Here is a 17,854-nt window from a genome sequence, read left to right on the forward strand (position 1 = left end):
ACAGCGGCCGGAGACGGTGTCGACCGGCCCCACGCCCCCAGCGCGTGGTCAGCGCCTCGGCCGACAGGTGCGGGTGGCCGTGGACCCCGGGCGGGTCCTTCGGGAAAACGGCCCGGCCCCGACGGTCGGGCCCAGGTCGCCCCGCAACATCGAGGTGTACGCGGCGAACAACGCCGGGGTCGGCTCGACGCCCAACTCGGTGGCCAGGCGGGTACGGAAGGCCGCGAACACATCCATCGCCTCGCCCTGCCTGCCGGTCTGGTACAGGGCGGTCATCAGCATGATCGCCAGCCGTTCCCGCAGCGGATACTCCGTCTGCAACGCGGTGAGCGCGGGGATCGCCCGGCGGCAGTCGCCCAGCCGCAGGTGCAGTTCCAGCCGGTGTTCCAGGCAGACGATGCGGCGTTCGAGCAGGTGCTGTCGACGGCTTTCCACGTACGGGCCGGTCAGGCCCGCCAATGGTTCGCCCGCCCAACTCTGCTCGGCCTTGGCCAGTAACGCCGCCGCCCCGGCGAGGTCGCCGGCCGCCTCGGCCACGGCGGCCCGTTCCATCGCCTCGTCGAAGTCCGCGACGTCGGTGCGGGCCGAACCGAGACGCAGCCGGTAGCCGATCCGGGAACTGTCGATCGAGGGGTCGTCGGGGCCTCCGCACGCCGCCTGAAGCGTGCGTCGCAGGCGATAGATGTACGGCGGGATCAGCTTGGCGCCGGTCGCCGGGATCTGGCCGCCCCAGACGCCCTGCAGGATCGACGCCGGTGTGACCACACGGTCCGCGTTGAACAGCAGGATCGCGAAGACCGCCTGTTGCCGGACGGGCCCGAGGTCGAGCCACTCTCTGCCGACCTCGGCGTGAAGCGGGCCGAGGGCGTGAAACCGTACCCGCGTCACGGCACCGCACCGCCCGCACCAGGACTCGTCATCGAGGTCTCCTCCCTACCGGCGGCCGGGGAACCGCGCCCCGGCGACGAGGCACGGCACGCCCGATTCAGCTCTGAACCCGGCGGTGCCGCTTGGATCGAAGATCATCGCGTCCGGGGGAATGGTAGGGCGCTCGGCGTACAACTCGCGTATATCGCCCGTACGAACAGCGCGCAGCAGGTGGCGGCGCGCACTCCGAAGCGGAGATGGTGCTGCCGGTGAGTCATCAGGTGACTCACCGGCAGCACGTCGATCAGTAGGTCCCACGCATGGGCGTAGCTCACTCGGGCGGCTTGGCCCCGGACTGCTCGCTGACCATGTACGCCGCGTACCAGTCGGGCCAGTTGTCGTCATGCTCGCCCGTACGCTTCTCGTGTTCACCGTGCGCAGCGGCCGCGCGCCGAAGCGCGCTCGCCAGGTCGCTCGTGGAGCCGAACGACGTGAGGCCGCCCTCGATGCGCCCGGGAAGCCTGCTCGTGATCTCCTGCATCAGCCAGGTGTTCCCGTCCGGGTCGCGCAGCGTGGCACGCGAGAAGTAGCTGCGCCGCTGCGGGTCCGGCCCGTCGACCGGGCCGTCCGGGCTGACGTGGAAGACGTCACCGACCTCGACACCGGCGGCGACGAGGGTGTCGTGGGCCGCCTCGATGTCGGACACGATCAGATACGCCATGGCCGAGCCGGGTGCCGCCGGCGTGAGCCCGGGGCCGAACTGCACGGAGCACGCGGAGCCATGCGGAGTCAGCTGGACGATGCCGGGCGGCGTCTGGTCGAGTCGCCATCCGAGCCGTTCGTAGAACGCCTTCGCCCGGTCGACATCCGACACCGGGATGACGATCACCTCGAGCTTGACGTCGAGGCTCTCGATGCGCGATGTCGCGCCCGCGTCTCCCTGGTCAACCTTCGGGCTCATCCCCCGCTCCCTTCCTGATCATCACGCTACTGTCCGCGTTACTGCTCGACCCCGGCTCTCCGGCATCACCCCGGCGTTGTCCTGGTGGCCCTGCGCACCCCCAACAGGGCGACCACGGCGAGAAGGATGACGGCGACCGAGTACTCGTCGGCGGTCCTCGGCAGGCCGCCGGCGTAGACCACGAGGAAGCCGGCGATCACCGTGGGGAGACCGAAGCCGACGTAGCAGACGACGTAGAGCACCGACAGCACGCTGGCACGTTGGTGAGCCTCGACCAACGGCATGACCGTCTTGAGACTGCCCTGGAAGCCGCTGCCGAAGCCGACGCCCCCGAGCGCGAGGCCGACGAAGAAGCCCGGGACGGACTTCGCCATGACCGACACCAACGTGACCACCATGCCCAGGATGAGCGCGGTGATCCCGGTCAGGATCACGGTCCGCGCGGCGGTGTTGCGCTGTATCAGAACGGCTGCCGACCCGAAGACGGCGAAGACGAAGAGGACGAGACCGCCGATCACGATGGACGTGCTCATGAGACTGCGGACGAGCGCTGGGCCGAGCGCGCCGAAGAACCCGGCCAGCGCCCAGACCGCGAAGAGCACCGGCACCACGACCAGGACCGGCTTGCGCACCGGACGGGGCAGAGCGATGTCCGGCCGGAGGCTGCGGCGCGCGCCGCCCATCGGGCTCACCGTCTCCGGCATCAGCACGACTCCGACGGCCTGGATCAGCAGGATGACGAGCAGCACGACGTACACCAGTCGCGTCGGCGCGGGCAGGAACTGGAGGAGCAACGCCGACAGCAGGGCGCCGCTTCCGGTGCCGATACCGGGGGCGAGAGAGTTCGCCAGCGTGCCACGGGCACGGTCGATGTCGAGCATGGCGGCGCCCACGGCGCCGGTGGCGGCCCCGGCTGCCAGCCCCTGCACGAGTCGGGCGACCAGCAGTGACGCAACGCCGTTGGCGAAGATGAAGACGACAAGCGCGAGCATCTGCACCGCGATCGCGACGCCCAGCACCGGCCGCCGACCGACGTGGTCGGACAACTTGCCGAAGGTGAGCAGCGAAGCGAGCACCGCGAGGGCGTAGACGGCGAACACAATCGTCGTGGTGACAGGCGAGAAGTGCCAGCGCTCCTGGTACGTACCGTAGAGCGGGGTCGGAGCCGCCGACGCGGCCAGGAACGACACGAGGATGGACGCCAACAGCACCAGGGAGACCGTCGGCGTGAGTCGGGCCCGCCCCGCGATTGGCATGTCGGTGCTCCTCGGCTGCGTGGAGAGCGGTCAGCCTGGGCGTTCCGCCGGCCCCCGGGGCCACGACGGCGTACCCGTTCGGCGCCGACACATGCCCACGACTCAGCCCTCGGTGTCCTGGCCGGCCCCGGGAAGGCTCGCCACGCCACGTGCCAGCGCATCCCTGAAGTCGCGGTACCGGTCGGGGCCGAGCGTGTCGGCGAGGTCCTGCTCGATCTGACGCACGAAGCCGTCGGAGGCCGCCATCAAGCTGAGGCCCCGATCCGTCGGCACTATCAACTTCGCCCGCCGGTCGGCCGGGTCGGGCGTACGCCGCACGTAGCCCAGCCGTTCCAACTCGTCGAGGATCGCGCCCATCGTCTGCTTGTTGCGGCCGGCCAGCCGGGCCAGCTCACCGGGGCGGGTGCCCTCGGCGTCCAGGTACGCGAGGACCGCGCCGTGGCGGGGCCGCACGTCGTCGAATCCCTGCTCCGCCGAGCGGCGGAAGATCTCCCGCTGAACGCGCGTGGAGAGCTGCACGACAAGGATCCCGAGGTCGGGGTCCTGCTCCTTCAGTGTGCTGCGCTTCATAATTTGGTCCAATCATTGGACTGTACAGCTTATGGACTATATCGTCGCTGGCGGCGACCGGCGGTCCGACCTCGGTCCGCCTGACCGAGAGGATGACCATGACCATTCTGATAACCGGGGCGAACGGCACCGTGTCGCGGGAGGTGCTGCGGGAGCTGGCCGGCAAGCAGCCGGTTCGCGCCCTCGTCCGGGACGCGTCGAGTACGCCAGGGCTCGACGGGGTCGAGTACGTCGTCGGCGACCTGGACCGCCCCACCACACTGACCCCGGCGTTCGAGGGTGTGACGACGCTCTGGCTGCTGATGCCGATGGGCCCGCTGGCACCGAGCCAGAGCATGAACGCGGTCTGGGCGGCCCGACAGACCGGCGTGCGGCACATCGTCCGGCTCTCCGCGATCGGCGCCGCGCACGACGCGCCAACCCGCAACGGCCGCCTGCACGCGCTCTCCGACGCGGAGCTCCAGGCGTCGGGCATTGCCTGGACCATCCTGCGACCGAGCTACTTCATGCAGAACCTGCTCGCGGCCAAGGCCGGTGACCACCTCTACGGCCTCTTCGGTGACGCCCGGGTCGGCCTGATCGACGCACGGGACATCGCCGCCGCCGGGGCGGCGATCCTCGCCGCGCCACAGCAGCACGAGGGCAGGATCTACACGCCCACCGGCCCGGAGAGCATCACCCTCGACCAAGCGGCCGACGAGATCACCCGCACCCTCGGCCAGCCGGTGCGCTACGTGCCGCAGAGCCCGCAGCAGGCACGCGACGGCCTGCTCCAGGCCGGCCTCGACCAGTGGTCGGCCGAGGTCCTCGCCGAGTACCGGGTCGCCTACGGCTCCGGGTGGGGCGACTTCACCAACGACCATGTCGAGCGGGTCCTCGGCCGGCAGCCGCGGACCTTCGCCGAGTTCGCCAGCGATCACCGCGAGCACTTCGCCAGCGTCTGACCCGTCGACAGCTCGGCGCGGTGCCCTCCGGCGCGATCGGCCGGAGGGCACCGCCGTGCGTGCCCGGCCGGCGCCCCTACAGCTCGGGGTGGCCGAAGAGCCCCGGCAGCCCGCCGCTGTGCAGGAAGACGACCCGGTCGCCGCGCGGGAAGCTGCCGGCCAGCAGCGCCGCCATCGCCCGACCGGTGTACGTCGGGTCCAGGAAGATCCCCTCCGTACGCGCTGTCACCTCCAGCGCGTCGCGAACGGCGTCGGTCAGCGTGCGGTAACCCGCACCCACCTGGGTGCCGTCGATCCGCAGCTCCCCGGGCTCCACCTCGCCGACGAGCAGCCCGGCGACCGTCGCCCGTGGGTCGGGCACAGCGCCGACGTCCACGCCGACCACCCGCCGCGCGCCCAACTCCCGCACCAGGCCGGCCATCGTCCCGCCGGACCCGAGCGCCGTCACGACCTCGGCGCCGTCGGCGTCCGGCAACTGGGCCCGCAGCTCCCGACCGCAGTCCACATAACCCTGTACCGACGCGGGAGAGGTGCCGCCGAACGGGATGACGTACGCCGATCGTCGCTCTCCCTCGGCCGCCGCCACCTCAGCGGGCGGACGGTCTCCGCTCCAGACGATCTCCGCGCCCGCGAACTCGTCGAGCAGCAGGTTTCCCCGCCTGGTCTCCGGGGGCGGGCCGGCGAGCACCAGCACGCAGGGGAGGCCGAGCCGCGCGGCCGCGGCCGCGGTGAGCCGGGCGTGGTTGCTCTGCGGCGCCCCTGAGGTGATGACAGTGGAGGCGCCGACGGCCATCGCCTGCGCGCAGGTGTACTGGAGCTTGCGGATCTTGTTACCACCCCCACCGAGGCCGCTGAGATCGTCACGCTTGAACCAGAGCTCGGCCAGCCCCAGCCGGGCGGCGAGCCGGGGCGCGGCCTCCAGCGGCGTCGGCCAGGTACCGAGGGGAACGGGTGTGATCATCCGTTCAGCTAAGCACTCCGCGCCCAGGCTGTCCGGGACAGCGGTCCGACGTCCGAGTGACGACCGGGACGGAGCGCCGCGTGCCGCTGCCCGGGACCCGCCCCGTCGCGGGCGGCGAGCGCGTCGGCCACCGCTCCGGTGGCGAACGCGTAGATGGACTTGTGCAACACGTCGATGGCGAGCTCGGAGCGGGGCCAGGTGAACGGCGGCGCCCCCACGCCGGTGGCGTTCTCCAGGATCTGGTCGTTACTCAGGCGCAGCGCGGTGAACATCGTCGACGCCCAGACGCCCCGCAACCCGGCCTGCGCCATGACGCTGCGCAGCACACCGACCAGCACGCCCTGGCCGTAGTGCATTGCCAGGTTCTGCCACCGGGGCGGCTGCCCGGAGGATTCCGGCAGGCCAGTCAACCGTGCCAGAACCAGGGCCGGAACGTAGGAGTCGGGTCGACCGGTCACCCGCTGTTCGATCTTCTCCGCGGCCGTCATCACCGCTGCCCCGGCCAGACCCGCCACCAGTCCCTGCCACACCGCTCGCTTCAGCATGTGCGGGCCCTACCCCCCGGGCGCTCCCCTACACCCCCCCACATGCCGGCGGCCCACGATTTGCCGTCCGGTGGGTGCCGGGTTGGTTTGAGCCCCAACCCCCCGGGTAGGGTCTTTGTCGGGTCAAGACACGCGCCCTCCAGTGGTCACCTCGCCTCGGCACGCACGCGGCGGGCGGCCACCCTCGTCGAGGGCGGAGGCATCGTGTGACCGACCAGGACCCCCCAGTCGGGTTTTCAGGACCAGACCCGCAGTACGGCCCGGACCGGCCCATCATGTCGCTGTCGTTGAGCCGTGACGGCTCCGTCAGCCAGATCAGGGTCGTCGGTGAGATCGACATGAGCAACGCCCACCTGCTCACCGAACTGGTGGAGGTCCTCTGCCGCACGCCCACGCCACTGGTGGTCGTCGACCTCGCGGCGGTCCGCTTCCTCGGCGCGCACGCCGTCAGCGCCCTGCTCCACGCCGGCCACGTGGCCGCCCAGGCCGGCGGTCGACTGACGCTTCGCGACCCCTCGCCGTTCGTCCTCCGGGTGCTCGACGTGGCCGGCGTGCTGGGGCATCTCCACCTTCACGGCACATCCACACCGACCAGTGCTCGCCTCAGCGGCGTGGTTCCACCCCTGCCCCGCCGTGCCACACCGCCGCATCAGCCACTCGGCCCGTCCGTCGCCGCCCAACCGTAGGCGGCGCGGCCACCGTCCCCCCGACAAGGAGCTACATGTTCAATCCGCTCGCCCGGACGCTGCCGGGCGGGGACGGTGACGCCAGTGTCGACGACCGGCTCGACGAGGAGCGGCGGGCGTGTTCACCGCTGGGTCCTGCCCTCCGCCTGGGCGACCAGGGACTCCGCGACCTCGCGCACCTTCCGGTTGGTGTCCTGGGAGATCTTCGACAGCAGTGCGAACGCCTCCTCGGACGAGCACCGCCGGCTCCCCATGATGATCCCTTTGGCCTGCTCGATCACCGCCCGATTGCGCATCGCCTCCTGCATCTGGGCCGCCAGCGTGGCGGCGTTCTCGTACAGGTGTGCGTTGGCCAGTGCCACCGCCGCGTACGCGCCGAAGCCCTCCGCGCTGGTGATCGAGGGTGGGTCGAAAGCGTTCACCGAATCGCTGTAGACGTTCAACGCGCCGACCACCGATGCCTGGACGGGAAGCCCGATGGAGAGGGAACTCCCCACCCCGGCGGCGTGAGCCCTCTCCGCCCATACCGGCCAGCGGTCCTCGGTCGCCATGTCCGGCACCGAGATGGTGTCACCGCTGGCGGAGGCATCCAGGCAGGGACCCCGGTGCTCCTCGTACTGCCACTCGTCCAACTGACGGGCCAGTTCGCCGGTGGATGCCCCGGTCCAGCCGACCCGACCCCGAACCAGCGTGACAGTCACCTCTCTCGTCCCGGCGATGCTCGCCTTGGCGAGCTCAGCGATCCGGAGCAGCATCTCGTCGAGGCTGACCTCGTCGAATCTGACCTTGCCCAACTCGGCCAACGCGTCCGCGGGATCCATCGTTGGCTGCGTCATCGCAGTACGCCCTCCTCGATCGGCGTCCGCCGGGACGAAGATTCCGGCGCGGCCGGCATCACGTCGGATACTCGGCAGCCCTGCCCCGGGCCGGTCGTCAGCAACCGTGGTCCTACCCCCTGAATCACCCACTCACACCCACGACGAGGTCGGCCAGTGCCCCCGTCACACCGATCCGGTGAACTGGCTGACGTGGTAGGCGGTGCTGCGGCCGTCCGGGGTGCGGGTCCACTTCGAGACCATCAGGTGCAGGTCGTCGGCGTTCCGGCTGGACCAGGGATGGATGAACCCACCGTAGAGCGCGGGCTCCTGCCAGCCAGTCAGCTGAATCTTCTCCCCCGTCCAGGCCCGGTCGGGCCCGGACGCGGTACGGGTGACCAGACATCCGTTCTGGCAGTTGAGGTAGGCCATCACCCAGGTCCCGTCGGCCAATCGGCGCACCGATGGCTCGCCGAAGCGGCCGGTGAGGATGGGTGTGCAGGGTCTCCCCCAGCCCCAGTTGGTGCCGTTCCAGCCCCAGCCCTCGTACGACTCGGGGAAGAACAGCTGATCCCACCGGACGCGTCGCAGCATCATCGGACCGTCCTGCCGACCCGACCGGACCGAGAAGACGTAGACGTACTCTCCGTCGCGCTGCATGGTCCACATCTGGAACGGGTCCTTGTTGTCCGGGCTGTTCCACCACTTCAGCGGCGTACGGATGAAGTCGTTGCCGTTGTCGGAGTAGGCCAGCCCCGCGTAGCGGGACTTCCAGTGCGGCCCGGCCGGGCCGGCGGAGTTCCAGTTCTCGATGCTCATGTAGGAGATGAGCTGCCGACCGGTCTCCGGAAAGCTGATGCCGTCGTTGGGGATGACGGTCACCTCGGGCAGACCGTCGATGCCGATGCCGTGGTGGCCGTTATGCATCAGCTCCGGTGCCCGTCCGTTGCCGGCGACGCGTGCGGCGCTGTCGAAGACGATTCCGCCCGGCGCGCCGGGGTGGACGGCCGAGCGCAACATGACCGGCGACCGCCAGTCGTTCGGCAGGGGCGGGCCCTCGGGCCACGGCGTGTCGAAGGTGTCGCCGAAGAGGTAGCCGATGGATCCGTTCTCCAGCACGTAGGGGATGCCCAGATCGGTGCCGGCCACCCGCCATCGGCGACTGGTGTCCAGGTCCGCACCGGTCAGCCGCTTCTTCCAGACCGCCGCCTGGGCCGGAGCGGCCGACGTCAGGATCGCGCCGACTGAACCGACCGCGCTGGCGGCCCCGATCGCGGCGGCGCGGCCGAGCAACGAGCGACGACGTACGCCCATGGCTGCCCTCTCCTGTCGCACTCGTCATGGCCCTGCCGCGTGATTGGACAGCGGTTGCGGGCGAGTAAACCCGCGGACGACAACCGCTGTCAATACCTGCCCGCCATGAACGATGCATTGAAGGAATTTTTCATACAACATTGACAGTCGTCAGCGCCCTGAAGAAACTCTCAGCAATCGGTCCCCGGTCGGTGGCGGTCTCGTGACGCCATCAGTCGACCATCTCCGACCCGACGAGGAGCAGCGTGAGACGTATTCTCCTGGCCCTGCTGATGGCCCTCGGCGTCGCCGGCACGACGGTCCCGGCCACTCCGGCGCACGCGGACCCGGTCGGCACCCTGGCCTGCCCCTCCATCCCCGCCAACCGCGACCCGGCGGTGACCCTGGTCGTCTACCGGGTCGCCCGGGCCTACAACGCCAACGACAAGGTGACGCTGTCCGCGTTCGAGGCGGGCTGGGTCGAGTCACACATGAACAACCTGCCGTGTGGCGACAAGTCGTCGCTCGGGGTGTTCCAGCAGCGCTGGGACTACGGGTGGGGCACTCCGGAGCAGATCATGGACCCGGTCTACGCCAGCACCCAGTACGTCACCCGGGCCATCGTCTGCGACCGCGACAACCCCCGATACAGCGCGGGCCAGATCGCCCAGTGCGTCCAACGGTCCGGCTTCCCCGACCGGTACGACCAGGCGGCCGCCACCGCCCGAGCCCAGCTCAACGAGGCGGCCCGCACCCACGCCATCGCCGGTGGATCCGCCACGGACGTTACCGGCGACGGCCGGGACGACATCGTCACCTTCACCCAGAACGCCCTCGCCGACGTCTACGTGAGCACGTCCACCGGCGGCTCCTACAGCGGCACCTCAGCAAAGTGGAACGACTTCTTCTCCCTCGGTGGCGAGACCGCCTCCACCGGCGACGTCAACGGCGACGGCCGCGACGACATCGTCACCTTCGCCCACAGCAACACCGGCGACGTGTACGTCGCGCTCTCCACCGGCACCTCGTTCGGTGCTGGCCTCAAGTGGCACGACTGGTTCGCGCCCGGCGCGGAGATCGGCGCGCTCGGCGACGTCAACGGCGACGGGCGCGACGACATCGTGGCGTTCACCCACAACCCCGCCGGTGACGTGTACGTCGCACTCTCCACCGGCACCGGCTTCGGCGTCGGCCTCAAGTGGCACGAGTTCTTCAGCCCGTTCGGCGAGTTCCCCGCGCTCGGCGACGTCAACGGCGACGGGCGCGACGACCTCATCACCTTCACCCAGGGCCCCGCCACCGCCAGCGACGTCGTCGTCGCCCTGTCGAACGGCAGCTCCTTCGGCGCGGCACAGAAGTGGCACGACCTCTTCGCCGTCGGCGCCGAACTACCCCGGGTCGGTGACGTCAACGGCGACGGCAGAGACGACATCGTCACCTTCACCTGCGATCCCAACGCCGATGTGTACGTCGCCACCTCCACCGGCACCGGCTTCGCCGGGACCACTGTGAAGTGGCATGACTTCTTCTGCCTGGCCGGCGAGTTCCCCTACCTCGGCGACGCCAACGGGGACGGCAGGGACGACCTCATCGTCTTCACCAAGGGCGCCACCAACGATGTCAACGTCGCGCTCTCCACCGGCACCGGCTTCCTCGGCGCCACCCGATGGCACGACTTCTTCGGCCTCAACGGCGAGACGACGCTGTGATCAGCGGATTGGAGATCTCATGCGACTGACCAGACGCACGTGCACCCTCCTCCTGGCGGCGGCGCTGGCCGGCCAGGTCGCGGTCGCGCCGGCCGACGCGGCCGGACCCGCGGCACCCGGCTCGCTCACCGCCGACTTCACCCGGGCCGCCGCCGAGTTCGACGTGCCCCGGGACCTGCTGGTCGCCGTCGCCTACGGGGAGTCCCGGCTGGACGGGCACGGCGGCCTGCCCAGTCAGGCCAACGGGTACGGGGTCATGCACCTGGTCAGCAATCCCACCCAGCACAGCCTGGAGCGGGCGGCCACGCTCACCGGCGAACCGGTCGACCGCCTGCGCTCGGTCACCTTCGCCAACATCCGCGGCGGTGCGGCGGTGCTCCGCGACCTGGCCGACGACGAAGGGCTGTCCGGCGGGGCACGCGACCGGCTCTCCGCCTGGTATCCGGTGGTGGCGCGCTACAGCGCGGCCGTCGACGCGTCGACCGCCCGGCTCTACGCCGACCACGTCTACGACCTGCTGCGTACCGGAATCGCCGCCGGATCGGTACGGGTCGCGCCGCGACCGCTGCGACCCGAACTCGGTCGCTACGCGGGAGTCGCCCCCGCGGGCGCCCCCGGCGCGAACGTCGCGGCGGCGGTGCCGGAGTACGCGCCGGCCCGCTGGGTGTCCGCCTACGGCGGCAACTACCAGGCCGGCCGGTCGGCGCGGATAACCACTGTGGTGGTGCACGTGACCCAGGGGTCGTACGCCGGCACGGTGAGCTGGTTCCAGAACCCGTCGGCGGGGGTGAGCGCGCACTACGTGGTGAAATCGAGCAACGGCGAGATCACCCAGATGGTGCGCGAGGGCGACACGGCGTATCACGCACGCTCGGCCAATCCCTACTCGGTGGGCATCGAGCACGAGGGCTTCGTCGACAATCCGGCCTGGTTCACCGACGCCATGTACCGGTCGTCCGCCGCGCTGACCCGCTACCTCTGCGACAAGTACGGGCTGCCGAAGACCCGTGCGTCGATCAAGGGACACAACGAGCTGCCCGGCAACGACCACACCGACCCGGGGCCGAACTGGAACTGGAACTACTACGTCTCCCTGGTCAACGCCGGCGGCTCGGGGGGCCGGTACCTGGCCGGCTCACCGACAGACTTCACCGGCGACGGCCGTGACGACATCGTCGCGTTCACCCAGGGCAGCCTCAACGACGTCTACGTGGCCACGTCCACCGGCAACGCCTTCGCCGGTACCTCGGTGAAGTGGAACGACTTCTTCGGCCTCAACGGCGAGACCCTGCTCAGCGGCGACGTCAACAGCGACGGCAGGGACGACGTCATCGCCTTCACCCACGGCACTCTCGGTGACGTCTACGTGGCCCTCTCCACCGGCACCAGTTTCGGCGGCGGTCAGAAGTGGCACGAGTGGTTCGCGCCGGGCGCGGAGGTCGGCGCGGTCGGCGACGTCAACGGCGACGGACGCGACGACATCATCGCTTTCACCCACGACACCAACGCCGACGTGTACGTGGCGTTGTCCACCGGCACGAGTTTCGGCCCCGGCCTCAAGTGGCACGAGTACTTCTCGATCGCCGGTGAGTACCCGGCCCTCGGCGACGTCAACGGCGACGGCCGCGACGACATCATCACCTTCACCCAGGGGCCGCCCACGGCATCGGACGTCATCGTCGCCCTGTCCACGGGAGCCTCGTTCGGCGCGCCCCAGACGTGGCACGACCTGTTCGCCGTCCGGACAGAACAACCCCGCGTCGGAGACATCAACGGCGACGGCCGCGACGACATCGTCACCTTCACCTGCAACGCCGACGCCGACGTCTACGCCGCCGTCTCCACCGGCACCTCGTTCGTCGGCACCACAGTCAAATGGAACGACCTCTTCTGCCTACCCGGCGAGTTCCCCTACCTGGGCGACTACAACGGCGACGGCAAGGACGACATCGTCGCCTTCACCAAGGGCAGCTTCAACGACGTCCACGTCGGCCTCTCCACCGGCACCACCTTCCTCGGCGCCACCAAATGGCACGACTTCTTCGGCCTCAACGGCGAAACCACCCTCTGACCCAAGGGAGACCGCACATGTTCGACGTTCCCCCGTCCACGTCGATCAGCCGGCGCCGGTTGATCGGTGGCTCGGCAGCGGCGGCCGCCGCCGGGCTGTTCGGCGGCGCCCTCGCCGGGTCGTCCGCCGCCCAGGCCGCAGGTGACGGGTACGGCCTGCGCATCGTCGACCGCACGAGAACGGCGGCCGGCTGCAGTACTACCGCTTCGCCACCGACGCCGTCGAGTGGGATCCGGGCGTGAACGTGCTGCTACCCGACGGCTACCACACCAGCGGCAAGCGGTATCCGGTGCTGTACCTGCTGCACGGCGGCAACGCCGACTTCCGCACCTTCCACCTACAGGACAACATCGTCGGTCTGACTGCCGGCCGGGAGGTCATCGTCGTCATGCCGGACGCGTCGACCGGCTGGTACTCCAATCCGGTGACCAGCTTCGTTGGACCCCGCAACTGGGAGACGTTCCACATCGCCCAGTTGCTCCCGTGGATAGACGCGAACTTCCGGACGTTCGCCGAGTACAACGGGCGTGCGGTCGCGGGCTTCTCGATGGGCGGCTTCGGCGCGCTGAAGTACGCGGCCAAGTACTACGGCCACTTCTGCTCGGTCAGCTCGCACTCCGGGCCGGCCAGTCTCCGCCGAGACTTCGGACTGGTCGTGCACTGGGCGAATGCCACCTCCGCCGCGCTGGATCTCGGTGGAGGCACCGTCTACGGGGTCCCGCTGTGGGATGAGGCCCGGGTCAGCGCCGACAACCCGGTCCAGCGCATTCCAAGTTTCCAGAACAAGCGGATCTTCCTGGCGGCCGGAACCTCCCCCGACCCGGTCAATTGGTTCGACACCGTCAACGAGACCCAGGTCCTTGCCGGTCAGCGCGAGTTCCGCGCGGCACTCGCCCGAGCCGGCATCCCGCACGAGTGGCGCGAGGTGCCGGGTGGGCACTTCTTCCGCCACGACCTGTTCGTCCAGGACCTCAACGGAATGCTCGGGCGCCTACGCCGCGCGGGCTGACCCCCGGTAGCGTCGACGGTCATGGCCACCAGCGTCGACGTGCGTCGGGCACTCGCCAGCCTCGCCGACCCCCGTCGCGCCGAGGCATCGAGCCGGTTCCTCCAGATGGTTCCCGGCGGGTACGGCGAGGGCGACCGGGCCCTCGGTGTCTCCGTGCCTGACCAGCGCACGGTGGCCGCCCGGTTCTGGCGCGACCTGTCGCTGGCCGAGACGACGAAGCTGCTCATCGAGGGCGCGCACGAGGAGCGGTTGACCGCGCTGTTCATCCTGGTGCGGAAGTTCGCCAAGGGCGACGAGCAGGAACGGGGTCGGATCTTCGGCACCGTCCTGGCCAACACCAGCCGCATCGACAACTGGGACCTGGTGGACTCGTCCGCGCCGTACATCGTCGGCCCCTGGCTGATCGACAGGGACCGGGGCGTCCTGGACCGGTTGGCCGAGTCGAGCCTCGTGTGGGAGCGGCGCACCGCCGTCATGGCGACCTTCGCCTTCATCAAGGCCGGTGACTTCGAGTGGACCTTCCGGCTCGGCGACCGGCTCCTGCACGACCCGCACGACCTCGTTCGGAAGGCGGTGGGCTGGATGCTGCGCGAGGTGGGCAACCGGGACAGAGCGGCGGAGGAGGAGTTCCTCGCCCGCCGCTACCGGGTGATGCCACGGGTGATGCTGCGGTACGCGATCGAGAAGTTCGAACCGCAGCGTCGCCGCGAGTACCTGTCCGGCATGCTCTAGTCGACCGCCCCGGCCGGTGGGATGGGAAAGTTCCGGTTGAAGACGTTGTCCGGGTCGTAGCTGGCCTTGATGGCACGCAGGCGGCCGAGGGTGGGCTCGGGCCAGGCATCCAGCAGTCGAGCCGGATCGGTGTCGCTCTCGAAGCTGAGGTACAGGCCGTCGAGGTGCGGGTACAGCTCGGCCCACAGCTTGTCGAGCTGGGGTCGGCGCTCCGGGACGGTGGCGGCGAGCACCGAGAAGTTCTGCTGCCGGTGCGGGTAGGCGGTCGCGTCCCGGGCGACGTCGTTGACCGCCCCACCGACGGACCGCACCTGCATGATCATCACGTCGCCGGAATGGATCATGTTGTCCATGAGGTCGGCCACCTGCGGTGTGACGTGGTGCAACAGGCCGCTGCGGGTGTCCTCCAGCCCCTGCCCCCGATGCTGGTTGCCCGGCGGCACGACGATCGCCGGGTACGGCACGAGCTGCGCCTGCTGGTCGAGGATCGGCCCGATCTCCAGGAACGGGCCCAGGGCGGACTGCGCCGCCTCGACATCGTCACCGGCGTACACGAGGGTGACCTGGGCAGCCGGAGGGTTGCCACGGCGGCCGGGAAAGAGGGAGAGGAAGCTCGTCAGCTCCCGTGGCGCGTCCTCGACCAGTCGGCCCCACCGGCGCAGCAGTCGGGCGGTGTCGGTCGCGTCCGCGACGAGCTGCGCGTAGACGACGTTGTCGACCTCGTACGCCTCCAGCTCGAGCGCGGTGACCACACCGAAGTTCCCGCCGGCGCCCCGGACGGCCCAGAACAGGTCGGGGTGATGCTCGTCGTCGACGCGGAGCAGGCGGCCGTCCGCGGTGACGATCTCGGCGGCAACGACGTGGTCGATGGTCAGGCCGTACCTGCGCGCCAGGTATCCGACGCCACCGGTGGTGGCGAGACCACCGACGCCCACGTCTCCGTAGTCGCCTGAGCTCATGGCCAGGCCGTGCGGGGCGAGTGCCTGGGCCACGTCGCCCCACCGGGCACCCGGTTCGAGCCGCACCCGACGGGTCGCCCGGTCGAGCACCTGGACCCTGTTCATCCTCGACATGTCGATGACGACTCCCCCGTCGTTCGTCGACCTGCCGCTGATGCCGTGCCCGCCGCTGCGCACCGACAGGGGGACGTCCTGCGTCCGGGCGTACGACACGGCGTCGACCACCTCGGCGGCGTTCCGCGGACGGATCACCAGCGCCGGCGACCCTTGCCGGCTGTAGGTGTGGCGCACCCGCTCGTACTCCGGGTCACCGGGCTCGACGGAGCTGCTGACCAGCGACGGGGGCAGCGCGTCGTAGTCGAGAGCGGGGTGCCGCTCGGCCAACGCGACGGTTGTGCGGGTCGGCCCGCCGCCGACCTCACCGCCGGCGCGCTCCCTGGCTACCGCCTCCCGCAGCGCGGGGGCGATCTCCTGCCCGAGGGTCTGGATGAGGCGTGGCTCGTCACGGCCGATCAGGAAGGTGCTGAACCCCTCCTCGACGACCAGCGGAAGGAGCTGGTCGACCCACTGCGCGACAGGACCCTGGAGGAATCCGCGGCTGCGCGAGGAGACGTCGACAGTGAACAGGTTGAGCAGCCGTCGGATCTCCCGGGGCTCGCGGCCCGCGGCGATGGCCGCCTCGTCGATGAGCCGGTTGGCGGTCACCCGGTCCGGGGACCGCAGGTATTCCAGCGTCGGCAGCCAGCCGTTGGCCTTCTGGCCGGTCAGGGCCAGCATTTTCGGCTGGTACGCGCCGAGCCAGATGTCGATGTCATGTGCCGGCTTCGGGCCGCGCTGCATGCCGGGTACGGGGTAGTACTCCCCGGTCAGCCGCAGCGGTCCGGTGGCGGTGTCGTCCCAGACGCCGCGCAGGACATCGATCGCCTCCCGCAGCGCAGTGACGCCCTGCCCCGCGGTCAGCCGACGAGCCCCCATGCCCTCGACCCCGTCCCAGAACGCTCCGGCGCCGAGGCCCAGCTCGAAACGGCCGTGCGACAGCCGGTCCAGGCTCGCCGCAGCCCGGGCCAGCACGGCCGGCGGGCGCAGCGGCAGGCTGAGGACGTTCCCCGAGATCCGAAGCCGCTGCGTGCGGGCGGCGACCCAACTGAGCAGTGTCCAGGTGTCGAGGAACTCCGCGTTGTACGGGTGGTCCTGGAAGGTGACCAGGTCCAGCCCCGCCGCCTCGGTCTGCTCGGCCAGCGCCACCACCTGGTCCGGGTTGTGCACGCTGGGTGTCAGGAACGACCCAAACCGGAGTTCGTGCCCGTAGTCCGACATTGCTTCACCATCCACCGATCGTTCGATCAACTGATCATGTTGTGCGCCTATCGTTTGTTAGACAACTTATCTGCGACGCAAATCATTCCTGGGTCCCCGTCGGCCCTTCCCTCCTGAGAGGGAGTGCCTTCCCCTGCCAGCGGGGCCCGCCCACGCTGGGACGCCGGCAGGATCGGTCCATGACGACATCGACACGGATCGTCGGGCGAAGCGTCCATGGTCTGACGTACGCGGTGCTCGGCTGGGCCGTGGCATACGGGGGCGTGCGTCTGGCCTGGACGGTCGGCGAGGCTCCGGAGTTCGGGCGGCTCGGGCTCGACCTGCTCGGCTTCACCGGCTGGTGGTCGGTGGCGTTGTGCGCGGCCGCAGGCGGGCTGGCGGTTGCCCTGGACCGGGTGGCGACCTGGCGACCAGCGCTTGCCGGGCTCGCCTGGGCTGTCGCTGGAGCGCTGGTCGCGGCGGCCGCGATCCTGCTGCCGGAGCTGGTGGGCTTCCTGCTGTTCACCGTCGGCCCGTTTTTCGACCCGTTGGCGTTCGTCAGTCGGCTCGGTTGTGTCACCGGAGCGGTACTGCTCGCTCTGGCCACCGGGCGCTATCAGCGGCGCACCCGGGGCGACTGCCCGGCCTGCTGCCGGACGATCCGACCAGGTACGCGGCGCTCGGCACCCGCGCGGTGGGCGCGCTGGGCCGCGTGGGTCGCCGTGGGCGGTCTCGTGACCCGCTTCGCGGCCCAGTTCGTGGTGGGTTTCGACAGCGTCGACCAGAGCGCCTCCCTGCTCGGGTTGGAGATCGGCCTGGTGCTGGCCGGAGTGCTGTTGCCACTGGCGCTGGTGCATCACTGGGGTGAGGTCTGGCCGTGGTGGGTTCCGCTGCTCGCCGGCCGGACGATTCCTCGCCTTGTGCTTCTGGTGCCCGGCTTCGGGCTCGGCGCGGGCATCGTGGCCTACTTCGGCATGGGCATGGTGCAGGTGACGACGGGCTCGCACAGCGAGTTCTCCGACGCGTTCCTGTGGGTGGCGATGTCGGCGTACCTCGTCATCGGGCTGGGCCTGCTCGTCGCCTCCACCGACCACCACCTGCGCACTCGCAGCCCGTGCGGTGCGTGCGGCCGGTGACGGGGCCGCTGAACGAGGGTCGATTGCATTGACAGGAATCGTTG

General features: G+C 70.2%; 15 protein-coding genes and 1 pseudogene. 7 read left to right on the forward strand and 9 right to left on the reverse strand.

Going from position 1 to position 17,854, the window contains the following annotated elements; all coding sequences use genetic code 11:
* Positions 1 to 48: 48 nt before the first annotated feature.
* The 4 genes from ACFYPG_RS03970 to ACFYPG_RS03985 form a co-directional block, all read right to left on the reverse strand.
* Positions 49 to 888, reverse strand: a complete 840-nt coding sequence (locus ACFYPG_RS03970; RefSeq protein ID WP_387350113.1) for a BTAD domain-containing putative transcriptional regulator — start codon at positions 886 to 888, stop codon at positions 49 to 51.
* Positions 889 to 1,198: 310 nt separating this feature from the next.
* Complete coding sequence (locus tag ACFYPG_RS03975) at positions 1,199 to 1,828, reverse strand: VOC family protein (RefSeq protein WP_357222439.1); 630 nt, start codon at positions 1,826 to 1,828, stop codon at positions 1,199 to 1,201.
* Positions 1,829 to 1,893: 65 nt separating this feature from the next.
* Complete coding sequence (locus ACFYPG_RS03980; protein WP_355006227.1) at positions 1,894 to 3,084, reverse strand: MFS transporter; 1,191 nt, start codon at positions 3,082 to 3,084, stop codon at positions 1,894 to 1,896.
* 102 nt (positions 3,085 to 3,186) lie between these two features.
* A complete protein-coding gene (locus tag ACFYPG_RS03985; RefSeq protein WP_355006228.1) occupies positions 3,187 to 3,666 on the reverse strand; it encodes a MarR family transcriptional regulator in 480 nt (159 codons plus the stop codon).
* Positions 3,667 to 3,752: 86 nt separating this feature from the next.
* Between ACFYPG_RS03985 and ACFYPG_RS03990 the strand changes: the two genes are divergently transcribed.
* Positions 3,753 to 4,598 carry an NAD(P)H-binding protein gene (locus ACFYPG_RS03990; RefSeq protein ID WP_387350115.1) on the forward strand — a complete coding sequence of 282 codons (846 nt, stop codon included), beginning with the start codon at positions 3,753 to 3,755 and terminating at the stop codon, positions 4,596 to 4,598.
* A gap of 76 nt (positions 4,599 to 4,674) precedes the next feature.
* On the opposite strand, the gene ACFYPG_RS03995 is transcribed toward ACFYPG_RS03990, so the two are convergent.
* A complete protein-coding gene (locus ACFYPG_RS03995; RefSeq protein ID WP_355006230.1) occupies positions 4,675 to 5,559 on the reverse strand; it encodes a pyridoxal-phosphate dependent enzyme in 885 nt (294 codons plus the stop codon).
* Between the two features lie 8 nt (positions 5,560 to 5,567).
* Positions 5,568 to 6,104 carry a hypothetical protein gene (locus ACFYPG_RS04000; protein WP_355006231.1) on the reverse strand — a complete coding sequence of 179 codons (537 nt, stop codon included), beginning with the start codon at positions 6,102 to 6,104 and terminating at the stop codon, positions 5,568 to 5,570.
* A 275-nt stretch (positions 6,105 to 6,379) separates the two neighbouring features.
* On the opposite strand from ACFYPG_RS04000, the gene ACFYPG_RS04005 reads away from it, so the two are divergent.
* Entirely contained in the window at positions 6,380 to 6,790 is a 411-nt protein-coding gene (locus ACFYPG_RS04005; RefSeq protein WP_355006232.1) for an STAS domain-containing protein, read from the forward strand.
* Between the two features lie 122 nt (positions 6,791 to 6,912).
* Here the strand turns inward: ACFYPG_RS04005 and ACFYPG_RS04010 are convergent, their stop codons facing one another.
* Together ACFYPG_RS04010 and ACFYPG_RS04015 are read right to left on the reverse strand one after the other, a co-directional pair.
* Positions 6,913 to 7,626: a GAF and ANTAR domain-containing protein gene (locus ACFYPG_RS04010; RefSeq protein ID WP_355006233.1), complete on the reverse strand. Its 714-nt coding sequence runs from the start codon at positions 7,624 to 7,626 to the stop codon at positions 6,913 to 6,915.
* A gap of 165 nt (positions 7,627 to 7,791) precedes the next feature.
* A complete protein-coding gene (locus ACFYPG_RS04015) occupies positions 7,792 to 8,919 on the reverse strand; it encodes a DUF4185 domain-containing protein (RefSeq protein WP_387350116.1) in 1,128 nt (375 codons plus the stop codon).
* A 245-nt stretch (positions 8,920 to 9,164) separates the two neighbouring features.
* Here ACFYPG_RS04015 and ACFYPG_RS04020 point away from each other — a divergent pair, with 245 nt between their 5' ends.
* The 4 genes and pseudogenes from ACFYPG_RS04020 to ACFYPG_RS04035 all read left to right on the forward strand — a co-directional run bounded on the left by ACFYPG_RS04020 (position 9,165) and on the right by ACFYPG_RS04035 (position 14,419).
* A complete protein-coding gene (locus ACFYPG_RS04020; RefSeq protein WP_387350117.1) occupies positions 9,165 to 10,607 on the forward strand; it encodes an FG-GAP repeat domain-containing protein in 1,443 nt (480 codons plus the stop codon).
* Positions 10,608 to 10,626: 19 nt separating this feature from the next.
* Positions 10,627 to 12,678 (forward strand): N-acetylmuramoyl-L-alanine amidase, encoded by a 2,052-nt coding sequence (locus ACFYPG_RS04025; protein WP_387350118.1) that lies wholly within the window; start codon positions 10,627 to 10,629, stop codon positions 12,676 to 12,678.
* Between the two features lie 17 nt (positions 12,679 to 12,695).
* Positions 12,696 to 13,687: pseudogene (locus ACFYPG_RS04030) on the forward strand (alpha/beta hydrolase).
* Between the two features lie 21 nt (positions 13,688 to 13,708).
* A complete protein-coding gene (locus ACFYPG_RS04035; protein WP_387350119.1) occupies positions 13,709 to 14,419 on the forward strand; it encodes a DNA alkylation repair protein in 711 nt (236 codons plus the stop codon).
* Here the strand turns inward: ACFYPG_RS04035 and ACFYPG_RS04040 are convergent.
* Positions 14,416 to 16,695: an LLM class flavin-dependent oxidoreductase gene (locus tag ACFYPG_RS04040; RefSeq protein WP_387350120.1), complete on the reverse strand. Its 2,280-nt coding sequence runs from the start codon at positions 16,693 to 16,695 to the stop codon at positions 14,416 to 14,418. The two genes, ACFYPG_RS04035 and ACFYPG_RS04040, sit on opposite strands and share 4 nt — an antisense overlap.
* Before the next feature lie 179 nt (positions 16,696 to 16,874).
* On the opposite strand from ACFYPG_RS04040, the gene ACFYPG_RS04045 reads away from it, so the two are divergent.
* Positions 16,875 to 17,810 carry a hypothetical protein gene (locus ACFYPG_RS04045; RefSeq protein ID WP_387350121.1) on the forward strand — a complete coding sequence of 312 codons (936 nt, stop codon included), beginning with the start codon at positions 16,875 to 16,877 and terminating at the stop codon, positions 17,808 to 17,810.
* Positions 17,811 to 17,854 lie beyond the last annotated feature (44 nt).

Origin of the sequence: Micromonospora sp. NPDC005553, assembly GCF_042871765.1 — a bacterium.
Lineage (GTDB): Bacteria > Actinomycetota > Actinomycetes > Mycobacteriales > Micromonosporaceae > Micromonospora.